This is a genomic window from Agromyces humi, assembly GCF_009720255.1.
Classification (GTDB): domain Bacteria; phylum Actinomycetota; class Actinomycetes; order Actinomycetales; family Microbacteriaceae; genus Agromyces; species Agromyces humi.
The window spans coordinates 34790-54092 of the sequence record NZ_WJSP02000001.1; the positions used below are offsets into that span (position 1 = coordinate 34790).

Consider the following 19303-nt stretch of genomic DNA (forward strand, 5'->3'; position numbering starts at 1 on the left):
CAGCGCAGTGACCGATGCCCGCAAGGTGGACGAGGTTGAGAAGGCGCTTGCTGAACTGCCCGACCTCCCGGAGGAGGTTGCGGAGGAGGTATTGCCCGTGGAACCCGAGGCAGTCGAGGCCGACCCCGCCCGACTGAAGCGGTTGTATGACCAAACTAGGCGGCACTTCGACTACTACAAGCGTGAAAGCGACAAGCTCTCCGCGAGGGAAGAATCGCTCCGCGAGCGAGAGTCGGCAACCAAGGAACATGAGACCGAACTAGCCGGCCGCGAGGCTGAGCTTGCGTCGGCTGAGAAGGAAATCGCCGCGCAGCGCCTGTCTGCAAAGGCGGGCTTCGTTGACGACCTACGGGCAGCTACCAAGGAAGTGTCAGGCAAGCTCGACGCAATGCTGGTCGATGCCGCGACCTGGGGTGCCGAGGGCAAAGCGAAGGCATTGGCCGCAGCATCGGCTGAACAGGAGCGGCTCGATGTGGAGCGTGCACAGCTCGCGACGGAGTGGGAGTCGCTCCGGAGGTTGCAGGCGGAGGTGCGGGCGCTCCAGACACAGGTTGGCTCCGAAGCTGAGTTCGTGAAGGCTATGGAAGGCATGCTGGACGCCCGAATCCAGCGCCGGGTCGAGGCTGCAGTTGTGTCGCTCCGAGAAGACCTCGAAGATGCAACAGGTCAGTTGGAAGCTGCGCGCGAACGAATCGGGGCGAAAGAGGCGGAAGTCCAGCGTCTCCGCAACCAACTAGCTCAGTTCGGCGACGACCCCGAAGGGCTGAAACGACGAGTCGAAGATCTATCACAGAAACTGCGTGAGCGGAAGGATGAGCTATCCCGCAGGCCTCCAGAGGCCGAGATTGCCGACTTGCGCGCCAAGGCGTCCCGTGTTGCCGAGGCTGAAGGCGAAGTTGCCTACTGGCGTGCCCTGCATGACCAGATCGACTCCCAACTCCGCCGCTACCTGGTCAACGTCGGAGAACTGGAGATCGTCCGCGACGAGCGCGACGCCCTAACGGCACAGCGCCAAACACTTCGGCAGGCAATTGCGCAGCAGAAGAACGACTGGGAGGAACTCCAGACGAAGGAAAGCTCCGCCAGGCCGTTCCCTGCGTGTTCGACGTACGACGAGGAACCGTCGCTCACGCGCGAGGTCCCTGGCCGCGAGGTCGATGATCTGGCAGACCTCGTCGACGAAATCCGCAACCGCATGGCGACGAACTCCTCGACAAGCTTCTTCTATTCGGAAGCGGACGTGCGAATCTTCCTTGCCGGCTTGGCAGCGAGTCGCCTGCACCTCCTGCAAGGCATTTCAGGCACCGGCAAGACGAGCCTCCCTCGCGAGTTTTTCAAGGCACTCGCCGGCGACACGGCGGTTCAGATTGTGGAGGTGCAGGCAGGCTGGCGAGACAAGGACGACCTCTTCGGCTACTACAACGCGTTCGAGAAGCGCTTCGCCGAGAGCGAATTCACGAAAGCCCTATACCGGGCGCTGCTGCCTGCCAACTCCGATCGTCCGATGGTCATCGTCTTGGATGAGATGAACCTGGCGCATCCTGAGCAGTACTTCAGCGTGATGCTCTCGCTGCTCGAAAACCTGGAGACGGGGCAAGCACGCCTTGACCTTCTAACGAGCGAGATCCCCAACCTGCCTCGGAAGTTCGAAGGCTCCAGGCTTCCGCTCGCCCGCAACGTCTGGTTCGTCGGAACAGCGAATCACGACGAGACGACCGTGGCGTTCGCCGACAAGACCTACGACCGCTCACATGTCCAGGTGCTGCCCCCCAACTACGAGCGTTTCCGGCCGACCATCGTCGGTAGGGCTGAGCCGATCTCGTTCCACGCGCTTGATCATTCGTTCAAGCGCGCGGCTCGTGACCACACCAACGAAGTGGCCGGTGTGAAGGAATTCCTCGCCAGCAGCATGCGCGAGGAGTTTGCGAAGTTCGGCGTCGGGTGGGGCAACCGTCTTGAACGGCAGATTGAGCGCTTCGTCCCGGTGGTGCTCGCAGGAGAAGGGGATCTGACCGAGGCGGTCGACCACCTGATTTCCACGAAGCTCGTGCGCAAGCTCGAAGACCGCTTCGGCGTGCGGCCCGAAGATCTTGAGTCCCTCGCCGACAACATCGAGATCCACTGGGATCAGTTGGAGCGCGCCGGCCATCCGAGCAAGACCCTCGAGGGCCTTCACGCAGAAGCAAGGAAGCTGCGCGGCGGTTTCGGCTCGTGACCGGAGTGCATGACCGTGTGACCGGGGCCCGGTCACCACAACGGGCGGGTTGGTCGGGTCGGTGGGCTTCGCTGTCGGTGCACCAACTCGATATCGCCAGTGGAAGTGATTCGCGCGATTTCGCAACTTCAGAGGATTTGGACGCACTTGGGTTGCTCAGGCAGTCGCTGGCTGCAGCGGCGGATTCGGATTCGTGGGCTTCCATGGTCAGCACACCGCTCCTCTCGGGGCATGACGAAGACACGGTTGATCTGGAGCAGCGCGAGAAGTTACTTGCTGATCGACTGCCGTCAATCGCACACATCACTGAGCGTTTCGTGACCCGTCTCGGCGAGCGGTCGGAATTACTCCCCGTCGCTCGCGTGAAACGACCCGCCAGGCGGGCGATTGAACGCCTCGCAGCCCACACCGAGGACTGGGCGGGCAGGACGCTTGCGGGGCCGGTTCCGCGTCGTGCCCTTGCGGTCACCCGCGAGCTCGACGCGAATCTCTACGAGAACCGCATGGTCACAGAACTCGTCCACCCGATCCTGAGCACTGCGATGGTGACGAGAATTCGCCGACTCCGGCGACTCGTTTCCGACCTCGCCGACTTGAAGGATGCTCAGCACGTCGGAACCCACCGGCGAACCAGCCGCCTGTACTCCTTCTGGGGAGAAGACGCGTCGAAGGCTGCGGAGAATCATGTCCACGCCGGCAACACTCTCGAGGTACTCGAGAAGGTCGCCGCATGGATCCAGTCGCTCCGCGCGAGCACACTGTCCCGCGCGCTCAAAGGCAAGGTCACGGGCCAGCGCAGTTTGAGGCGCACGAACGTCATCAACAACGACCGTCACTATCGGTCGGCAGGCGAGGTCTGGACAGCGTACGAGCGTCCGGAGGTCTTTGAAGAGTCTCACGATGAGCGTCAACGGCGGCTCACTTCCCGCCACAGAGCATTTGACCAGTACGTGCTCGGACTCGTTGTCCGTGGCTTGCGCAACCTGGGATACGCACCGCTGGAGCAGCGTCTGCCCGCACCCGGTGGCCATGTCGACTTGTCGGGCACCTGGGGGACGGCCACGCTGCACCGTCGATTGGACGGTGTTCTTGAACTCACTTCTCAAGGCGTCACGACCCGCTTCGTACCGCTCCTCGACCTCGTCGGGCCTGATGATGACGCACTTGCCGTCGCACTCCGGTGGTCCGAGCTGCGGGACATAGTCGATCGGAAGACAGTGGTCGTATATCTTGGCGCCTCCACTGCGATCCGTGCGCATCCAAACAGGACGCTCGCGGCAGCGCTGAGCTCCGCAGTGGACGACGGGTTGGAGCAGGGTGGTCACCTCACAGGGATCCCGGTGTCACCTCTGGAGACGACGAGCCTGGAGCGTGTCGCACGCGGCGTCGCGCTCGCAGTCCTCACACCGCCCCTGATGGCCTATCCGCCTGCGCTCAATGTTGCTGACAGCGCCTTGCCCCAGAGAATCGTCGACCACCTCGCGGCTGCCAACATCGGAGAGTCAGGAGCCCCGTCGGTCTTCCATCAGTCAGGCAAGACCTTGAGGTTGCGACGGCCGCTTGTCGCTGCGGAGCAGGCGAGGCTCACGGGGGTTGTTGGCGACCTGACGGCGGCGACGAGGAGCACCGGTTGGCAACGTGACCTCGGCCCATCAATCTCGCTGCTGCAGGCCGCGTTCGACAGTGCATCGACCCAACTCGCTCCCCTTCTTGGGTGTCCCGTGTGCTCCGCTGTCGCAGAGCCGAGGCAGTTCACGCGGGATGGGGACGTGTTCTTGATTGAGTGCCGATCGTGCAGCACTCGCTGGGGACACGAACGGTGTGGAAACTGCCAAGCGAGGATCCCGATTGTCGAGCCCTCCCAGGAACTCCTCAACCCAGAAGTCGCCGGACCGGGTTGGGTTGAGCGAGTGTTCGGCCAAGAAGCGCTTGCTTCGCCTTGCTGGGCCAGAAAGGCTGCGAACCGGTATATCTGCCCCGAGTGCCGCGTATGCCCGCTCAAGACCGATGCGCTTGGGTCAGAGTGCGGACGCTGCCATCGTGCCGAAGTTGCGTGAGCATCCGCCTCCCAGTCCCCTATCCGCGAGACCGGCTGTGAAGGGTACTGACTACAAAGGATGACGGCCTGTGCCGCCGCCGAGCACTCCTGCGAGGTCGTCCCCGAGCGCGGGTTACGCCGTTCAGCATAGGCCTCGCCTCTCGCGAGTACTCGCTGTGAGGCAGGGCCACAGGCCGGGCCCCCGCTGGCAACCTTGCGATTGTCAGCGAGGTGCCCTACGAGGGCCGATGCTCCAACTTGAACTTCCGTGTCCTTGGCACGCATGAGGCCAGCCAGTCATGGACAAGCTCTCGCCAGCGCTCTGCGTCCGGGTTCTACGTCATCGTGTGGTCCGCATCGAACTCCTCGAGCCGAACGACGCTGCGACGGATGCTACCCAGGCGAGCAGCAACGCTCAAACGAAGAGCATTTGGCATTTCTCAGAAGTTGTCTAACCGCCCATACTCAGGGTTTGATGTGGTCGGCCTCCATCGTCCTGAGGTCGAAGACCATGTCGCCCGAGCTGTTGCCGGCGCCTTGCACTTGGTGCCGTCGACGCAGCGGCCCGTCTGACGCTCGTGGCCCGTCGTTCTTCGTGGTCGAGCTGTCGCAAGCTGGGGTACACCTATGCCAGTCGTGCACGCGCCGCTTCGCGCACGAGTCGGTTTGGGTCGTCAACGATGATCGGGAGGAGAGGGTCGCTGGCTGCGGCTTGTCGCACATATTCCAATCTGTCGTCGATACCGCGAAGACCGATTGTGGAAAGCAGTTGAGGGGCACCCCCTGGGCCGGTCGGTGTCCAGTACGGTCTCACGCCGAAGATGGGCACGCTGGAATCTTTCTCATAGGCCTGCAGCCACTGGCGCGCCATGCTCGCCTGCATGCCGCCCGTCGCTGCCAGTTGCAGTGCGACCTCGCGGTTGCGCGCCTTCGCAGTTAGATCTTCGTTGTCGGGCTGGATATTCGTTTGTGGTTTGGCCTGCGACATCGCGAGGCCAATGACCGCTGAAACGATGCCTCCAAGTGCCCAGGGAATCCCCGCGGCGAAGCTGTCCTGTGCGAACGAGAAGAAAAAGAGAAGGAGCCCGGCGATGAAGAACAAGCCGGCGAAGATTTGTCGCATGGCGGCCATTGAACCACCACGGTCGCTGAAGCCGATATCCCCCGAAAGCGGAGTAGTGCCGTCTGGCAGTGGGATTGATGAGTGCGCACAGGCACCGGCAACGCTCGAACCGGATTAGAGCGAGGGGACGGCAAATCGCCGCGCTCCCCGAAGCTTCAGCGGTGGCCCTGTTCCCAAGCAGTGTGCGCAACTGCAGCACCGCGCTGCGGCAGATCACCCTCCGACACAATCAGCCAACGCGGTAGCCACGGCAGCTCGCCAACGCTCGGGGTCGGAGTTCCACGTCATCGTGTGGTCCGCATCAAAACGCTCGAGCTGAACGAGATCGGGTCTGCGATCTCGAAGGTGCGCCGCTACCCCGATCGGCGCCGATGTATCAGCGGATCCGTGGAGGATGAGCGTCGGGGCGGTGAGTTCATTGGCACGCGTGATCCAATCGAAGCGGCGCAGCCCGACGGGCGTACCGAGACCTGTGATGCGTGACAACTGCCGGTTGTCGAGCCACGGCACGGCGAGCGCGCCGGTCCACGCGGGAAGCCCTGACCGCCTGCAGTTCGCCTTGATGGTCGAGACCCAGTCGAGCACCGGTGACTCGAGCACGAGCGCGGCGGCGATACCTCGAAGCTCGGGGCCCACGGCCAATTGCAGTGCAATGCCAGCGCCCATCGACCATCCGAAGAGGATTACTCGGCTCGCGCCGTGCGCGAGCGCGTAGTCCACAGCCGCCCGCACGTCGTCGACTTCCGTTGCACCGAGTGTCGACCGTCCAGAACCCGTCCTCGGACCTTCGCCGTCGTTCCGGTAGCTCACGACGAGCGACATGAATCCGGCCTCGGCGGCGACCTGCACGCCGCGGAGCGTTCCGGCACGGGGGCTTCCGAGACCGTGAATGTGGATGGCCCACGTCGTCGATGAGCCAGCTCGAGGGCGAATGAGCCAGGCGGGAGCCGGGCCGGCATCCGTCGGGATGGCGACGTCCGATGCCTCGAGCCCCGCATCCTCCGGGCTCGAGAAGTAGATGCCGCTCCAGGATGCCCGTTCGCCGACTCGGAGACCTACGCGGGGGTCGCCCAATACGTCGCGGCCGACGAGCCCGAGACCGAGATCCTCGACTTCGCTCGACAGCCGAACCAAACCCCCGTTCTCGAGCAGGAGGCAGTAGCGACCGGGCGCTGCCGTTTGCGGCGTGTGATCGAGCGCAACGATCGGCCGCTCTCCCGAGTCGTCCACCCCACGAATGGTGAGGTGGTATTTTCGACCGCCCACAGGAGTGGTGAGGCGCCTCGCGATACCCAAGCCCAAGCCTCCGAGCGCGACGCCGACCGAGGCAATCGCGCCCGCTACTCCCCACCCCACTCTCATCGCTTCTGCTGCCCCCACCCGATATGCGGGTGCTCGCGTGCCACCGATGCAGCAGCACCCGATTCCGCTCCGAGCAGATGCCGTTCTGCCCGCTCCACCAGCTCCCGCTCCCCCTCACTCACTTCGAACGCCACCCGCGTGTCGATCATCGCGTCGCGGATCTCGACAACCTGGCGATGCAGCAGTGTTTCGCCGTTGTCGGCGTGGAATGAAGCATCCTCCCTCTGGCTGATACCGGGTCGGACCGCGATTGCTCGAGCCCACAAAGGCTCGAGCTCCTGCGTCAGGGCGCGCGTTGTCCGTTCGCGAGATCGCGCCTGCAGGCTTCGGGCCACCGGCTGGCCAGCGAAGCCGAGGCAGAGGAACAGAAACGTGAGTAAGTACAGCGGGCCGTACGCGACGGAGACGGCAGTCATCGCGTCGAGGTCCCCGGCCGCGTGCGCGATATCCATCGTGATGACGACGGCGGTGAGCGCGAAGCCGAAGATGCTGCCGATGACGAGCGAGGCCGGCGGCAGAAGTTGGACGCCCCGGTTGATTCGCAGCTGACGAGACGCAAGAACGGCCATCGCCGTGAGCACGATCGCGTAGTAGACGAAGTGGATCATCGAGTAGGCGGCGGCGGCCGCTTGGTCTCCGAGCTCGAGCATGAGGCTTGTAGTGGTCGAACGCCGATCGATGCGAAAGAACGCGGCGATCGCACAGACCAGGGTGGTCGCGAGCGCGGGTGTCCCGAGCGCGAGCTGTACGGATCGCGGCTGGCGATCGGATGCCTTCATGACCCCGCGACCGAGGAAGAACACGCCGACCGTCAGGGCGAGATCGGCCACGAGGGTCAGGAGGTTGGTCCCGCCGACAATCCCGTCGAGAGCGATATAGACCGAGTCGATGTTCAGCGTCATCGCGATCGCGATGAGGACTGCGGCGTAGGTGATGGTGCGCTCGCCACGTCCCCGCCGCAGAATGAGCAGGCATGCAAGCAGCAGCCACATCATTGCGGAGACGAGGGCCGGAATCACCCGAAGATCTCCAGGAACCGCGACTCGTGCATCGCTGACCCGCGAATGGCGGCAGCCAGTTGGTCGGCGAGCGATTCCGCGAGAATCTCGTCGGCCGTGTTCAGATCCTGTCGCCTGAGTAGGCGCCGCCTAGTCTCAGGCGGGATGTCCGGCAGCAGGAAGTCGGGTTCCGCCGGATCATCATCGTCACCGTGATCGAAGATCATGTGCGCGAGCTCGTGCAAAACAAATTGCTGTCGATGCAGCACCGACTCGCTGTGTGCGTGAAGTACCAGATCTTCTGCGTCCGTCTTGAGCCAGATCGCGCAGAGCCCGTCGTGGTCCCCGAGCTCGGAGAGTTCGATGATCCGCAGGCCGCGCCCGCGCCGGGACTGCACCGCACCGACCAGCTCGTCGAACGTGAACACGTCCCCGAGGGCGAGTTCGTCGAATGCCGCTGACACGGCCGCCTCGCTGTTCACGGGTCGTCACCTCCGTTGGGACGAGTTATAGGGTTTCGACGCCCGGGCGTATACGCGCCGTAGGCCTACGTTCTTGTGATCTCCTCGTCGAGGAACTTGCTGATCGCCACGAGCGCGTTCGGCGAGATATCTCCGAGTGTGCGAGCGGCGTACGACTTCACGCGAGCGGCGCGCATCGAGCGAACGAGATCGAGCTGTGCACTCACCCGCTCCGGAGCTTCCGCACCTTCGGCGCCCACCAAGAACTCGGTATCGACGTCGAAGTAGGCGGCGAGACCGTCGAACAAGGCGCGGTCCTGGACGTACCGGTGGCCGTTCACCATGTACGTCCAGCGGGATCGCGACAGGTTGATGCCGCGCTCTTCGAGGTACGCGGCGATCTGCGAGTAGGTCGGCTCGGATCCAGTTTCAGCGACCGCGACGTCGAGGAGGAGCCTGAGGCGCTTCGCAAGGTCCTCTGCTGCTGCTTTGCTCTCGTCTTCGTTCATGTCTCGCATCACCATCACCCTCGGGATAGGTCTGGTTTCGCTGATCTGTTTCGCTCGCCATGAATGCGTTGGGCATGCTCAATCTACCCGTTGAGCATGCTCAACGCAACTATTGCGCATGCTCAAATCGCGTGGTAGGAACGAGGCGAAACAGAGGTTTGAGCATGCTCAACGAGGGAGGTCGGAGCAAGTTCAGCACTCCCGCGGTGTCCGAGCTGTTGTTGCACATGCGGGGCTCCGCGATGCCGCTCACCTACGCCCGGAGCATCCCGGGCGCAGACGGGCACACCTATGCGTCAGCTGCGCGCACAGCGCGCGCGGCGTTCGCTTCGAAGGGTGGTCACCGTGTCGACGAAACCGCAGCCGCATCACGTCTGGGAAGCGAAGCTCGTCGAGCTGCATGAGCACCTTGTCGCGTCAGTCGAGACGCTCGTGACCGGCGACGAGTGGAAGCGTGCCCTCGAGTTCGCCGCCCGATTCCGCACGCGATCGTTCAACAACACGCTGCTGATCTGGTGGCAGCACGAGGCCGCCTACCGGCAGGGACGCATCCCCGACCCGATGCCGACGTTCGTTGCCGGCTTCAAGCAGTGGCAAGCACTGGGCCGCCGAGTGATCGCCGGACAGCGCGGGTACATGATCTTCGCACCGCTCACCGCGCGGTTTGCGACGTCGGCGCCCACGGATGCGGACTCGTGGCGTCGGCTCGACCGCAACGAACGACCGCGCGCAGGCGAGATCGTCCGCTCGCGAATGGTCGGGGTTCGTCCCGCGTATGTATGGGACGTCTCGCAGACTGACGGTCGTCCGCTGCCCGAAGTGCCGGCTCCGCTCCTACTCCGCGGCGAGGCACCGCCGGGACTCTGGGATGGGCTCGCCGCGATCGTTCGAGACGAGGGCTTCACCTTGTCGACGGTTTCGGATGCCACCGAGCTGCGCAGCGCGAACGGCGTCACGGATTTCGGGGCGCGCGCGGTGATGGTGCGCGACGACATGGATGCCGCCGCGCGCGTGAAGACCTTGGCGCACGAGCTCGCGCACATCCAGATGCACGAGCCCGAAAGCGATGCCTCCTCGCATCGCGGGATCGGCGAGGTCGAGGCAGAGTCGGTCGCGCTGATGATCGGCGCCGCGCACGGGATGGATACGAGCGACTACACGATCCCGTATGTGTCGTCGTGGGCGAACTCGGTGCAGGGCAGGTCGCCCACCGAGGTGGTTCAGGAGACCGGTGAGCGTGTGCGACGAACCGCCGCCGCGTTACTCGACCGGCTCCCCACCGCCCAAAGCGGTGCCGGAGATGCTCCCGGACTCGATCGGTCCGCGCACACTCAGCGAATCTCCGCGACGTCCGTCACGGCGTCGTCGGAGCGGCAGCCGGAACAGCTCGAAGCGCGGAGCCTCTGATGGACATCGCAGAACTGCTGTTGACCACGAACCAGATGCCGGCGCGCAACGCGGCGATCGCATTCGCCCGTGCCGGCGTCCCGGTCTTCCCGTGTGCCCGCGAGGAGAAGTGGCCCCTGACCTCGGCCGGATTCCACGATGCCAGCTGCGACGTCCACCAAGTCGAGACCTGGTGGGCTCGTTGGCCTGAGGCGAACCTCGCCATGCCGACTGGCAACGCCTCCGGGGTCGACGTTGTCGATGTCGATGTGAAGGGTGACGCGGGGTCGGGTTTCCCCGCGCTCGAGCGCGCCGCCATGGCCGGACTCGTCGATGGGGAACTCGCCCGCGTTCGCACGCCATCTGGCGGCTTGCACCTCTACTTCCCCGCGATGCGGTCCCGCCCGCAACCCTGCTGGCAGGCAGCCGTCGCGCGCATCGATTTCCGCGGGACTGGAGGATACGTGATCGCGCCGCCATCGATCCTGACGACGGATGGCGGCCGGGTCGCGTACCGGCTCTTCTCCGTGTCGGCATCCGACACCAATCCCGTCGACGCGGTCGCGCTTCGCGAGTTCGTCGACCCGCGGCGAGCACGACCAAGCACGCGCCCAGCAGAGTGGGCCCCAGCCCCGGCGCTCGATCCGAGCAGGCTGGCTGGATGGGTGGGTCGCCTCCAAGAGGGTGAGCGGAACGCAGGTCTCTTCTGGGCCGCCTGCCGACTCGCGGAGGCCGGTTTCCCACCCGACGCCGTCACATCCGCACTGGCGCCGGCCGCAGCGAGCGCGGGCCTCCCGGATGCCGAGATAGCGACCACGGTTCGGTCCGCGAGCCGTCAGGCCTCGGCGAGACCACCGCGGCCGCCAGGCCCGAGGCAGACGTCGATCCCCTGGTCCGCAAATCCGTCCCCGCCGCGAAGGGCATGTGACTCGCGATGCCTGCCCTGACCCGTCGCAACCCTCACACGCGCCCTGACGGCGTCCGCCTCGCGATGATCACCGCTGTAGTCGGCACTGTCTTCATCGCGGCCGGAGCGTTCTGGCTCTCGTTCACCTCGCTCAGCGACCTCGCGCGCCGCTCTGGTCTCGACCCGGCGCAATCGTGGGTGTGGCCACTCATCGTCGATGGCATCATCGTCGTCGCGACAGTCGCCGCCGTCGCCCTCGCGCGGTCGCGCGTCGCCTGGTACCCGTGGATGCTCCTGATCGCCGGCACCGCCATCTCCGTTGCCGCCAATGCGATCCACGCAATCGTCGCCGAGACGACCGAGGTGCCGCTGATACTCGCGGCATCTGTCTCGGCCGTCCCGCCGCTCGTGCTGCTCGCGATCACCCACCTGACCTCGGTCCTGATGCGCGCTCCACGGAAGACGAGTTCGGCCGAGGCCCTGGCGCCCGCAGCCACGAAGTCGCTGGCGAGACTGCCGACGGCCACGATCATCCGTCAAGATCCCACCGCCGTCGCACCGCGCGACGACGCTTCCTCGCTGCGCGCGCTCGGGTGGTCGAATTCGGCGATCGCGCGTCACCTCGGCGTGCATCCCTCGACGATCGGGCGGTGGCTGCGTGATCACGTCGGCGCACCTACGTCACAGACCGGCATTGTGAGGGAGGGCGCGGGCGATGGATGAAGACGAATTCGAGCAGAACCGCCGATTCGCAGTCGACGGGCGCACGGGCGTCCCGGACACGGATGCACCGACCGACGACGTCGCCGAGCGCATTTACGCTGCGCTCGCCGTTCGCAGCAGCGCGACCGAGGCAGGCCCGACCCCCTCGCTCGACCCGAGCGGGCCCCAGCAACGGCCCGGAATCGTGTGGGTTCGCGCATCCGACCTGCTGAGCTCCGGCACCGGCCGCATCGCTGGCCGAGGCCTCGATCTGGAAGCCGACCTCGCGCGACGGCTGCGCCGAGCGCCGGCGACGACCCGGCGAGCGATCCGCGAGCGGGCGGCGAAACTGCCTCCCCTCTCCGAGTTCGGCCGGTCACCCCAGCACCTCCAGTTCGCTCGCCCGGGGATGGGACGGCGGTGAGTCATGAGCATCGTGGAGACCGCGGCAACACGCACCGATCCGACGGGAGGTGCCGCGATGATCTGGAGCTCGACACGAGAATGCGAGCCGGAGGCCTTCCGGAATTCCGAAGGCCTGAGGATGCTGCTCAAGCGTATGCAGGAATCCGACGGCAGCGCTTGGCGCACCGACCCGGAAGCCAACGCCCTCCTGCAGTACGCCGCCGAGAAGTACTCGGCCCTCGCCCGCAAGCACCGCCTCGACCCGTGGGAGGCTGCCTCCGCGGCATTCGATGCGATGCGCGCCCCGGCGACGCTCCGCGCAGATGACCCGTGGGCGCTGGTGACCCGGGCCGTGCAGGTCACGTGCATCGCCGAGGAACGCGCACAGGGACTGCTGTGCTCGGTGCATCAGGCGCGGCGCGCGAAGGTGTCGGTGTTCCACGATGCCGAACGCTTCAGCGACCGCGAGCACGAACTGCCCGAGTACCACCCGGCGTTCCGCACCGCGGCCGCCGACGCGATCACCGACACTGAGACGGCGCCGCGCGAGGATGTGCAGGCCGCCATCCGCGACGCGATCACTTTCTTCACGCTGCTCGGCTGGCCGAGCGACCGGGCGCGCACCGGCGTTGAGTACGTTTGCGGTCGGCTTGTGGATGCCCCTTCCCGAGCGTCCGCGTATGAATCCCTCCGTCGTGACTATTCAGCTCGCGCCCAACTCGATCTACCGCAGCGCGCCTGGCACGCGATGCTCAAGGCCCTGCTCGGATGCTGCGACCCGGTGCACCAGCACACCGTCGCGGGCCGAGGCATCCTACTGCGGCTACTCGTTGGCGAACCGTTGCGCGCCTTGCTACGGGACGACGATCTCGTTGCCGACGTCGTCGTCAACACCCCGCGGGCGTCGGCATGACTAGCGGCCAGGGGCACATCGAGCTCGAGCGGGCGATCGACTCGATCCGTGTCGGCGCCCGCCACCGCACCGACCTCGGCGACATCGCCGCCCTCGCCGCCTCCATCGAACGCCAAGGACTACTCCAGCCGATCACGGTCACGCCTGACGGTGACCTCGTCTGCGGAGCGAGGCGACTCGCGGCGCTGCGCCAGCTCGGTCATCGAACGGTGAGCGTGTGGGTGCGATCCGGGATCTCCGACGACCTCGCGCGACTGCTCGCCGAACAAGACGACAACGCGCTGCACAAGTCCCTCGCGCCGACCGAGGCGGCGGCGCTCTATCGAGAAGTGAAGCAGCTGCTCGCCGAGGATGCCCAGAGGCGGCAAGCCACCGGTCGATTCGGCGTCGGCGGCGTCCACCAGGGCGGTGCCGCACCCGGTGCGGCACCGCGACCTCGGGGTTCCGGTGATACTCGTTCGCAGGCAGCACAGCTGGTGACCGGCAACCGTTCGTACAACACGCATGAACGAATCGGTCGGCTTCAGCAGATCGTCGACGACGAGGATGCCACGGACGAACTCCGAGCCGACGCGGATCGAGCACTCGCCAATATCGACGGCGGCGCTCCAGTCAAGCCAGCGCTCCGGGCGGTCACGACGCAACTGCACGCGGTCGACGGATCGAGCACCCCTGCAGATCTTGAACAGCTCGCGAAGGAAGCACTCGCGCGCGTGAAAGCGGAATCGCGATTGAAGCGACGTAGCCGACCGGCTGTGAGCGAGGGCGATGAAATCGTGAAGCTGCCGATCCGGGCGTTCGTTCTCCAATGGTCCGACCTTCGGGAGTGGTGGCTGCACTTCGACGTCGACGAGATCGCAGCCGGGCTTACCGGTGAGCAGTGGGAGCAGTTCGAAGCGACGGTCGCCGGCACGGTCGAGTTCACCGAGGCGATCCGGGAACTCCGGAGCCAGACGCAGGCGATCGCCCGATGACCTCGCGCGCACCTGTCCCACGACCTTGCTCATCGGGACGCTGCAGAGGAGCTAACCATGCCGTTCGCCCATCGCGGGCGACTGATCATCGCCGTCCTGGCGGGCGGATGCATCCTGCTCGCGCTCATCGGGGTGGGGATCTACGGGCTGCTGCGCGGGCAAGCGGTCGTGGCCGAGCGCGAGTCCCTGCCGGCGTCGGCGGCGAACACGGCCCCAACCCGTCCGGACCCGATCTCCTGGCCGCACCCGATCGCCGACACCCCCGACCCCGAGCGCTTCGCGCGCAGCGTCGCTCGGTCGCTCTTCGACTGGGACACGCGATCGCCCGATAACGCCGCCGCGTGGGCACAGCCCCTCGTCGACGTCGCCGACTCCGACGAAGCGGTCGGCGTTGCTACCGATGTCCGCACCTACCTGCCCAGCTCGACTGTCTGGGACCAGTTGCAGACGTACGGCACGCGGCAGCGCCTCCAAATCGACACGGTCGAGGTCCCGGATGCCTGGATCACCGCCCGCGCGCAGTCATCCGCTGGCCAGCTCTCGAAGACCACCGTCGCCTACACCGTGACCGGCACCGCCTACCGAGACGGCACCTGGAACCGCGAGCCCGTCGAGAGCTCCCGCAGGGTGTCGTTCACCGTCTTCATCGACTGCCCGACCGGCGAGCTGTGCCGACTGCTCCGGCTGTCGCGCCCCGACGCGCCGCTGCAATGAGGATGCCTGGTGAAGAAGCTCCTCGTCATCCTGCTCGTGCTCGTCTTCATCGGCCCGCCCGCCGGGCTCGTGAGCGTCGCCGCACTCGTCAACCCGGCCGCACGCTCGTGCACGGTCGGCTCGCTCACCGTCGGCAGTATCCCGGATTCCCTCACCACCCGAACCAGCAACGGCCAGACTCTCACGCTGAACCGTCGGCAGCTGACACATGCGGCCATGATTACCACGATCGGTTCGCAGATCGCCGGCGTCGGCCGCGACGGCGTGATGATTGCGCTCATGGCGGCGCTCACCGAGTCGGGCCTCAAAATGCTTGCCAACCCCAGCGCCTACCCCGAATCGGCGGACTACCCGAACGACGGCATCGGATTCGACCACGACTCCCTCGGCCTCTTCCAGATGCGCCCGGTCTCAGGATGGGGCACCGTAGCCGATCTCATGGATCCGAACTACCAGGCCCGCGCCTTTTACGGCGGACCGTCCGGCCCGAACGACGGCTCTCCGCGGGGTCTGCTCGATATCCCGGGTTGGCAGCAGCTCGAACGCGGCGCGGCTGCGCAAGCCGTCGAGGTCAGTGCCTACCCGGATCGCTACCGCGACTACGAGCCCGTCGCCGAAACGATTCTCGCCGCCCTCACCAGCTCGAACTCGACCGGCCCAGACAGCGGCGTCGCCCGCGTGCCCGAGACGACGCAGATCGTCTTCCCGCTCCCGCATGGCACCTATACGAGCACCGACAGCTTCGGCTGGCGAACCGACCCCGTCACCGGCGCGCACGCCTTCCACGCCGGCAGCGATCTCGCTGCACCTGGCGGCACCCCGATTCTTGCCGTCGCCGACGGCCGCGTCGTCTTCGCCGGCCCGCGCGGCACCTACGGCGGGTTGATCATCCTCGAGCACACGGTCGCCGGCCAGACCGTCGCCTCGTACTACGCGCACATGTACGAAACCGGTATCCACGTCAAAGTCGGTGACAGCGTCGCCGCCAGTCAACACATCGGGGACGTCGGCTCGGCAGGCAAGTCCACCGGCCCACATCTGCACCTCCAGATCCACCCTGGCGGGCAAGGTCAACCCGCTGTCGATGCCCTCGATTGGCTCGCCGAACACGGCGCAGCTGGCATCGGCGACGCAGAGGTCACCCTTGTCGGATGCCGCCCAGAAAGGAACCCGTGAAATGGACATCTTCCCCGACTTCGGCGCCGTCGGCGCCGCCGCCGAACTCCGCAGCATCATCGGCGCCCTGATGACCTACGTCCTGATCTTCGCCGTACTCATGATGATCATCAGTGCCGTTACCTGGGCGCTCGCCACCGCCAACGGCCACTACCAAACGGCCACCCGCGCCCGCCTCGGACTCTGGATCGCGTGCGGTACCGCTGCGCTCTCGGGGCTCGGCGTAGCGTGGGCGAACTTCCTCCTCCGCATCGGGTCGGACCTATAGCCCCACGACAGGAGCCCTCCGCAACTGCAGTCGGACGATTTCGCTGCCCCGAGATGGATCACTTAAGAGGCGCCCGATATGCGACCCACGATGAGCTGGGCCCTGGCGGCGGCCGACGATGAGTGTGGTTACTCTGAGCCTGTGAGACGAACCGACTACCTGTTTCCTGAAACGTGGGATCGAGATGGACTGAAGGCTCGCGGCTTCGAGGGATTCGTCCCACTTGTAGGACTGGACGCGCGCTCGGTTCCCAAGGAGCACGGCATCTACATGGTCCTGCTTCCGGACGCCAGCCTTCAACACACGTTCACCCTTGACAACCCGGTCAAGCGTGCCCGGCTCAAGAAATACTCCATTGAGGAGCTCGATCGACGCTGGGTTGCCGATACGCCAGTCCTCTATATCGGCAAGGCGATGGGGAAAGAGGGCCTTCGGGACCGGCTGAAGCCTTTCAGCAAAAGGAGCAGTAGCCATTCGGGTGGTCGAGCGATCTGGCAATTGCAGAACACCGACGCGCTCCTCGCGTGCTGGATTGAAACGCCCGGATACCGAGCGGATCAGGTCGAGGACGACCTGATTGATCAATTCAAAACCGCCCACGGTCAGACGCCGTTCGCGAACGTTCGCGAACGTGGCCTCCATTAGCGAGCATCAGGGGCTCTGGTGGCGGGCCACAACAGGGTCATCCCTTCGCGGCAGAGTGACATCGACCTCCATCACAAAGATGCTTAGGTCGATCAACTTTGATGGTTCGGGGAAGGGCTGATTCGCCTGCCGCACCGCTTTCCTCGATTCGTGGCGAATTCGAGCCTGCGATGTCGCCGCTGCCCATATGCTCAACGTGACTCGTTTGGAGGGCCGATGAGCACCAAGAAGAACCCGATGACACCAGGCGTTCGGAAGGTAGTCGTAGAGATCGCGACACATGACGACGACGGCAACCCCATCACCGACGCAATGCTGAGTTCCGGCGGCGCCCGCGACCACGGCCCAATCGTCAAGCAGTACACCAACCCGCAGCCCTATCAGCAGGCCCCCATTCGGTCCGAAGAGGATCGCGAGTTCGACGCATACATGCAGCGCGAAGCCGACACACGCAGGCGGCGCGAGGAAGAGGCCGAGGACCGGCGTCGACGTGAGAACCAGGAGTTCGTGGCCTCGCTCCTGCAGCCACTCTTCGACGGCGCCGAGCGACTTGTGCGAGAGATCGTCGTTCCATGGGCGGTAGAGAAACGTAACGAGCGTAAAGAAAGGAAGCTAGCGCTGCGCGAGTCCCCGGCCATAAGCCGCGCTGTGGTCGACTCACCAACCGGCGACGAGCCTGTATTGGTCACCATCGAGAGTGGAGCCGATATCGCAGAATCAGCCACCGTCGAGAACATCGCGCTCGCGCCAATCGTGCAAATCGAGGACTATCGCCGCTCCGCGTAGGCCTAGTTGGACATTGACGGCGGCCTGCCACGACGAGGCGCCGGAAATCTCCAGGCATGCTCCGCAACGCCGCAAGCACTGGTGTGACGCCAACTGGCAGGTTCTGGATCCGCCAACTGGTTCTGGATCGAGGGCCCAGCTGTCTGCTTGGAGATCGCGTCCATTCCCCGTTGATCACGATCGGAAGGCAGAGCCTGGCTGTTCCGGAGGACGTTGCGTACCTCCCAGTCGACCTTCATACGACTGAGGAGCCCACCGTGATCGACATTGACCCCAACGGCACCGGCCTGCCGGGCATCGACCAACTGCGCACAATCGTCGGCGCCGTTATGACGATCGGCCTCATCATGGCCGTGCTCGCGCTGATCGTCGCGGCGATCGTGTGGGGGTTCGGCGCGAACTCGTCGAACCCGCACCTGGCCTCGCGCGGAAAGGCCGGCGTGCTGATCGCTTGCGGGGCCGCAGTCATCTGCGGCGCGGCGGTGACACTGACGAACTTCTTCTGGAATGTCGGACAGGCCGTCTGAGACCGACGTGCCGATTTGGGCTCGACGATGAGCGTCTGCGACATCCCAGTCATCGCCGAAGTCTGCACTGCGGTCGGCGAGGGCACCGCTTCCCTCGTCACGGCGCCCTTCGACTGGCTGGCCGCTGCGATGGGCGCTGCGGCCGCGTGGATGTTCGAGGCCGTCTGGACCGCCTTCGACACCACCACCCTCGTCGACGTCACCGACCCGAGCTACCTCGAAGTATTCAACGTCCTCTTCGGGGTGGCAGTGTTCGTCACCCTGATCTTCTTCTTCCTGCAGCTGATCACGGGACTTGTGCACCGCGATCCGACCGCCCTCCCCCGCGCCGCCATCGGCTTGGCCAAGTCGATCCTCGGCTCGTTCGTGATCGTCAGCCTCACCGCCCTCCTGCTGGAGATCACCGATCAACTCTCGATCGGCGTAGTCCAGGCAACCGGTAACACCATGGAAGGCATGGGCGACCGCATCGCCCTCCTCGCTGGCGGACTGGCGACGGTCAGCATCGCTGCCCCCGGCGTCGGTGCGATCGTGACGATCTTCCTTTCTGCACTCGCGATCAGCGCGGCCGCGATCGTTTGGTTCTCCCTCCTGATTCGCAAGGCGCTGCTGCTGGTTGCGATCGTGTTTGGGCCAATCGCTTTGGCTGGGGCGACGTGGGATGCCACAAAAGGCTGGATCTCCAAATGGATCGCGTTCGTGGTGGCCCTTGTGCTGTCTAAGCTCGTGCTCGTCGTGATCTTCCTCGTCGCCATCGCGCAAGTTGCGGCCCCGATCGACGCCGACCTCGCCTCGATCAGCGATCCGATCGCCGGCATCGTGCTGATGTTCATCGCCGCGTTCGCTCCCTACATCACGTACAAGTTCCTCAACTTCGTCGGCTTCGACATGTACCACGCCATGTCCAGCGAGCAGGAGGCAAAGTCGGCTATGAATCGCCCAGTGCCGGTGCCCGGCGCGCCTGGCATCGACAACGCGAAGAAGATCCTTGACGGCGGCGGAAGCGGAACCAAGGGCGCCCAGGGCGATGGTCCTGTCCTGACCGGCGCGACCGCTGGGCATGCCGGAGCTCGAGCGGGCAGCGCTTCAGGTACGGCAGCTGGCGGTTCCGCCGGAGCGTCCAGCGCTGGCGTAGCGGGCGGCGGTGCAGCCGCCAGCGGAACCGAAGCCGGCGCAACGGGTGCGGGCGCGGCG

General features: G+C 65.4%; 20 protein-coding genes. 15 read left to right on the forward strand and 5 right to left on the reverse strand.

What is annotated here, in order from left to right:
• Positions 1-7 precede the first annotated feature (7 nt).
• Both GH736_RS00120 and GH736_RS00125 read left to right on the forward strand, forming a co-directional pair.
• Positions 8-2215, forward strand: a complete 2208-nt coding sequence (locus GH736_RS00120) for an AAA family ATPase (RefSeq protein ID WP_159599059.1) — start codon at positions 8-10, stop codon at positions 2213-2215.
• Positions 2216-2418: 203 nt separating this feature from the next.
• Complete coding sequence (locus tag GH736_RS00125; RefSeq protein WP_159599061.1) at positions 2419-4272, forward strand: hypothetical protein; 1854 nt, start codon at positions 2419-2421, stop codon at positions 4270-4272.
• Positions 4273-4878: 606 nt separating this feature from the next.
• Here the strand turns inward: GH736_RS00125 and GH736_RS00130 are convergent.
• From GH736_RS00130 to GH736_RS00150, 5 genes are all read right to left on the reverse strand, one after another.
• Positions 4879-5376, reverse strand: coding sequence for a hypothetical protein (locus GH736_RS00130; protein WP_159599063.1), 498 nt, complete (start codon positions 5374-5376; stop codon positions 4879-4881).
• Between the two features lie 213 nt (positions 5377-5589).
• Positions 5590-6672 (reverse strand): alpha/beta hydrolase family protein, encoded by a 1083-nt coding sequence (locus tag GH736_RS00135; RefSeq protein WP_235933771.1) that lies wholly within the window; start codon positions 6670-6672, stop codon positions 5590-5592.
• 62 nt (positions 6673-6734) lie between these two features.
• Positions 6735-7733 carry a DUF6545 domain-containing protein gene (locus GH736_RS00140; RefSeq protein ID WP_203230604.1) on the reverse strand — a complete coding sequence of 333 codons (999 nt, stop codon included), beginning with the start codon at positions 7731-7733 and terminating at the stop codon, positions 6735-6737.
• A gap of 20 nt (positions 7734-7753) precedes the next feature.
• Entirely contained in the window at positions 7754-8218 is a 465-nt protein-coding gene (locus tag GH736_RS00145; RefSeq protein ID WP_159599067.1) for a hypothetical protein, read from the reverse strand.
• Positions 8219-8283: 65 nt separating this feature from the next.
• Complete coding sequence (locus GH736_RS00150) at positions 8284-8715, reverse strand: hypothetical protein (RefSeq protein ID WP_235933772.1); 432 nt, start codon at positions 8713-8715, stop codon at positions 8284-8286.
• Positions 8716-9051: 336 nt separating this feature from the next.
• Here GH736_RS00150 and GH736_RS00155 point away from each other — a divergent pair, with 336 nt between their 5' ends.
• The 13 genes from GH736_RS00155 to GH736_RS00215 form a co-directional block, all read left to right on the forward strand.
• Positions 9052-10113, forward strand: coding sequence for an ArdC-like ssDNA-binding domain-containing protein (locus GH736_RS00155; RefSeq protein WP_159599069.1), 1062 nt, complete (start codon positions 9052-9054; stop codon positions 10111-10113).
• Between the two features lie 35 nt (positions 10114-10148).
• Positions 10149-11039: a bifunctional DNA primase/polymerase gene (locus GH736_RS25695; RefSeq protein WP_407922315.1), complete on the forward strand. Its 891-nt coding sequence runs from the start codon at positions 10149-10151 to the stop codon at positions 11037-11039.
• Positions 11040-11083: 44 nt separating this feature from the next.
• The gene (locus GH736_RS00165; protein ID WP_159599073.1) at positions 11084-11722 is read left to right on the forward strand and encodes a DUF2637 domain-containing protein; all 639 of its coding nucleotides are present in this window, start codon (positions 11084-11086) and stop codon (positions 11720-11722) included.
• Entirely contained in the window at positions 11715-12125 is a 411-nt protein-coding gene (locus tag GH736_RS00170) for a hypothetical protein (RefSeq protein ID WP_159599075.1), read from the forward strand. Before GH736_RS00165 ends, GH736_RS00170 begins: the two co-directional genes overlap by 8 nt.
• A gap of 3 nt (positions 12126-12128) precedes the next feature.
• Positions 12129-13019, forward strand: a complete 891-nt coding sequence (locus GH736_RS00175) for a type 1 periplasmic-binding domain-containing protein (RefSeq protein ID WP_235933773.1) — start codon at positions 12129-12131, stop codon at positions 13017-13019.
• Positions 13016-13993, forward strand: coding sequence for a ParB N-terminal domain-containing protein (locus GH736_RS00180; RefSeq protein WP_159599077.1), 978 nt, complete (start codon positions 13016-13018; stop codon positions 13991-13993). Before GH736_RS00175 ends, GH736_RS00180 begins: the two co-directional genes overlap by 4 nt.
• 57 nt (positions 13994-14050) lie before the next feature.
• Positions 14051-14707, forward strand: a complete 657-nt coding sequence (locus GH736_RS00185) for a hypothetical protein (RefSeq protein WP_235933774.1) — start codon at positions 14051-14053, stop codon at positions 14705-14707.
• Positions 14708-14716: 9 nt separating this feature from the next.
• On the forward strand, positions 14717-15883 hold the full coding sequence (locus tag GH736_RS00190) for a M23 family metallopeptidase (protein ID WP_235933775.1): 1167 nt from the start codon (positions 14717-14719) through the stop codon (positions 15881-15883).
• Between the two features lies 1 nt (position 15884).
• Positions 15885-16151, forward strand: a complete 267-nt coding sequence (locus GH736_RS00195; RefSeq protein ID WP_159599079.1) for a DUF6112 family protein — start codon at positions 15885-15887, stop codon at positions 16149-16151.
• 90 nt (positions 16152-16241) lie between these two features.
• Positions 16242-16796: a hypothetical protein gene (locus GH736_RS00200; RefSeq protein ID WP_159599081.1), complete on the forward strand. Its 555-nt coding sequence runs from the start codon at positions 16242-16244 to the stop codon at positions 16794-16796.
• A gap of 216 nt (positions 16797-17012) precedes the next feature.
• Positions 17013-17582: a hypothetical protein gene (locus GH736_RS00205; protein ID WP_159599083.1), complete on the forward strand. Its 570-nt coding sequence runs from the start codon at positions 17013-17015 to the stop codon at positions 17580-17582.
• 257 nt (positions 17583-17839) lie between these two features.
• A complete protein-coding gene (locus GH736_RS00210) occupies positions 17840-18109 on the forward strand; it encodes a DUF6112 family protein (RefSeq protein WP_159599085.1) in 270 nt (89 codons plus the stop codon).
• A gap of 27 nt (positions 18110-18136) precedes the next feature.
• Positions 18137-19303: conjugal transfer protein TrbL (locus tag GH736_RS00215; RefSeq protein WP_159599087.1), on the forward strand; the 1167-nt coding region annotated here is incomplete at its 3' end.

Excerpts from the sequence above, each read along its gene's own strand:
- GH736_RS00125 (WP_159599061.1), top strand. The coding sequence starts at position 2,419 with ATGGTCAGCACACCGCTCCTCTCGGGGCATGACGAAGACACGGTTGAT.
- GH736_RS00130 (WP_159599063.1), bottom strand. The coding sequence starts at position 5,376 with ATGCGACAAATCTTCGCCGGCTTGTTCTTCATCGCCGGGCTCCTTCTC.
- GH736_RS00140 (WP_203230604.1), bottom strand. The coding sequence starts at position 7,733 with ATGATGTGGCTGCTGCTTGCATGCCTGCTCATTCTGCGGCGGGGACGT.
- GH736_RS00150 (WP_235933772.1), bottom strand. The coding sequence starts at position 8,715 with ATGCGAGACATGAACGAAGACGAGAGCAAAGCAGCAGCAGAGGACCTT.
- GH736_RS25695 (WP_407922315.1), top strand. The coding sequence starts at position 10,149 with ATGCCGGCGCGCAACGCGGCGATCGCATTCGCCCGTGCCGGCGTCCCG.
- GH736_RS00165 (WP_159599073.1), top strand. The coding sequence starts at position 11,084 with ATGATCACCGCTGTAGTCGGCACTGTCTTCATCGCGGCCGGAGCGTTC.
- GH736_RS00170 (WP_159599075.1), top strand. The coding sequence starts at position 11,715 with ATGGATGAAGACGAATTCGAGCAGAACCGCCGATTCGCAGTCGACGGG.
- GH736_RS00175 (WP_235933773.1), top strand. The coding sequence starts at position 12,129 with ATGAGCATCGTGGAGACCGCGGCAACACGCACCGATCCGACGGGAGGT.
- GH736_RS00180 (WP_159599077.1), top strand. The coding sequence starts at position 13,016 with ATGACTAGCGGCCAGGGGCACATCGAGCTCGAGCGGGCGATCGACTCG.
- GH736_RS00185 (WP_235933774.1), top strand. The coding sequence starts at position 14,051 with ATGCCGTTCGCCCATCGCGGGCGACTGATCATCGCCGTCCTGGCGGGC.
- GH736_RS00195 (WP_159599079.1), top strand. The coding sequence starts at position 15,885 with ATGGACATCTTCCCCGACTTCGGCGCCGTCGGCGCCGCCGCCGAACTC.
- GH736_RS00200 (WP_159599081.1), top strand. The coding sequence starts at position 16,242 with ATGAGCTGGGCCCTGGCGGCGGCCGACGATGAGTGTGGTTACTCTGAG.
- GH736_RS00205 (WP_159599083.1), top strand. The coding sequence starts at position 17,013 with ATGAGCACCAAGAAGAACCCGATGACACCAGGCGTTCGGAAGGTAGTC.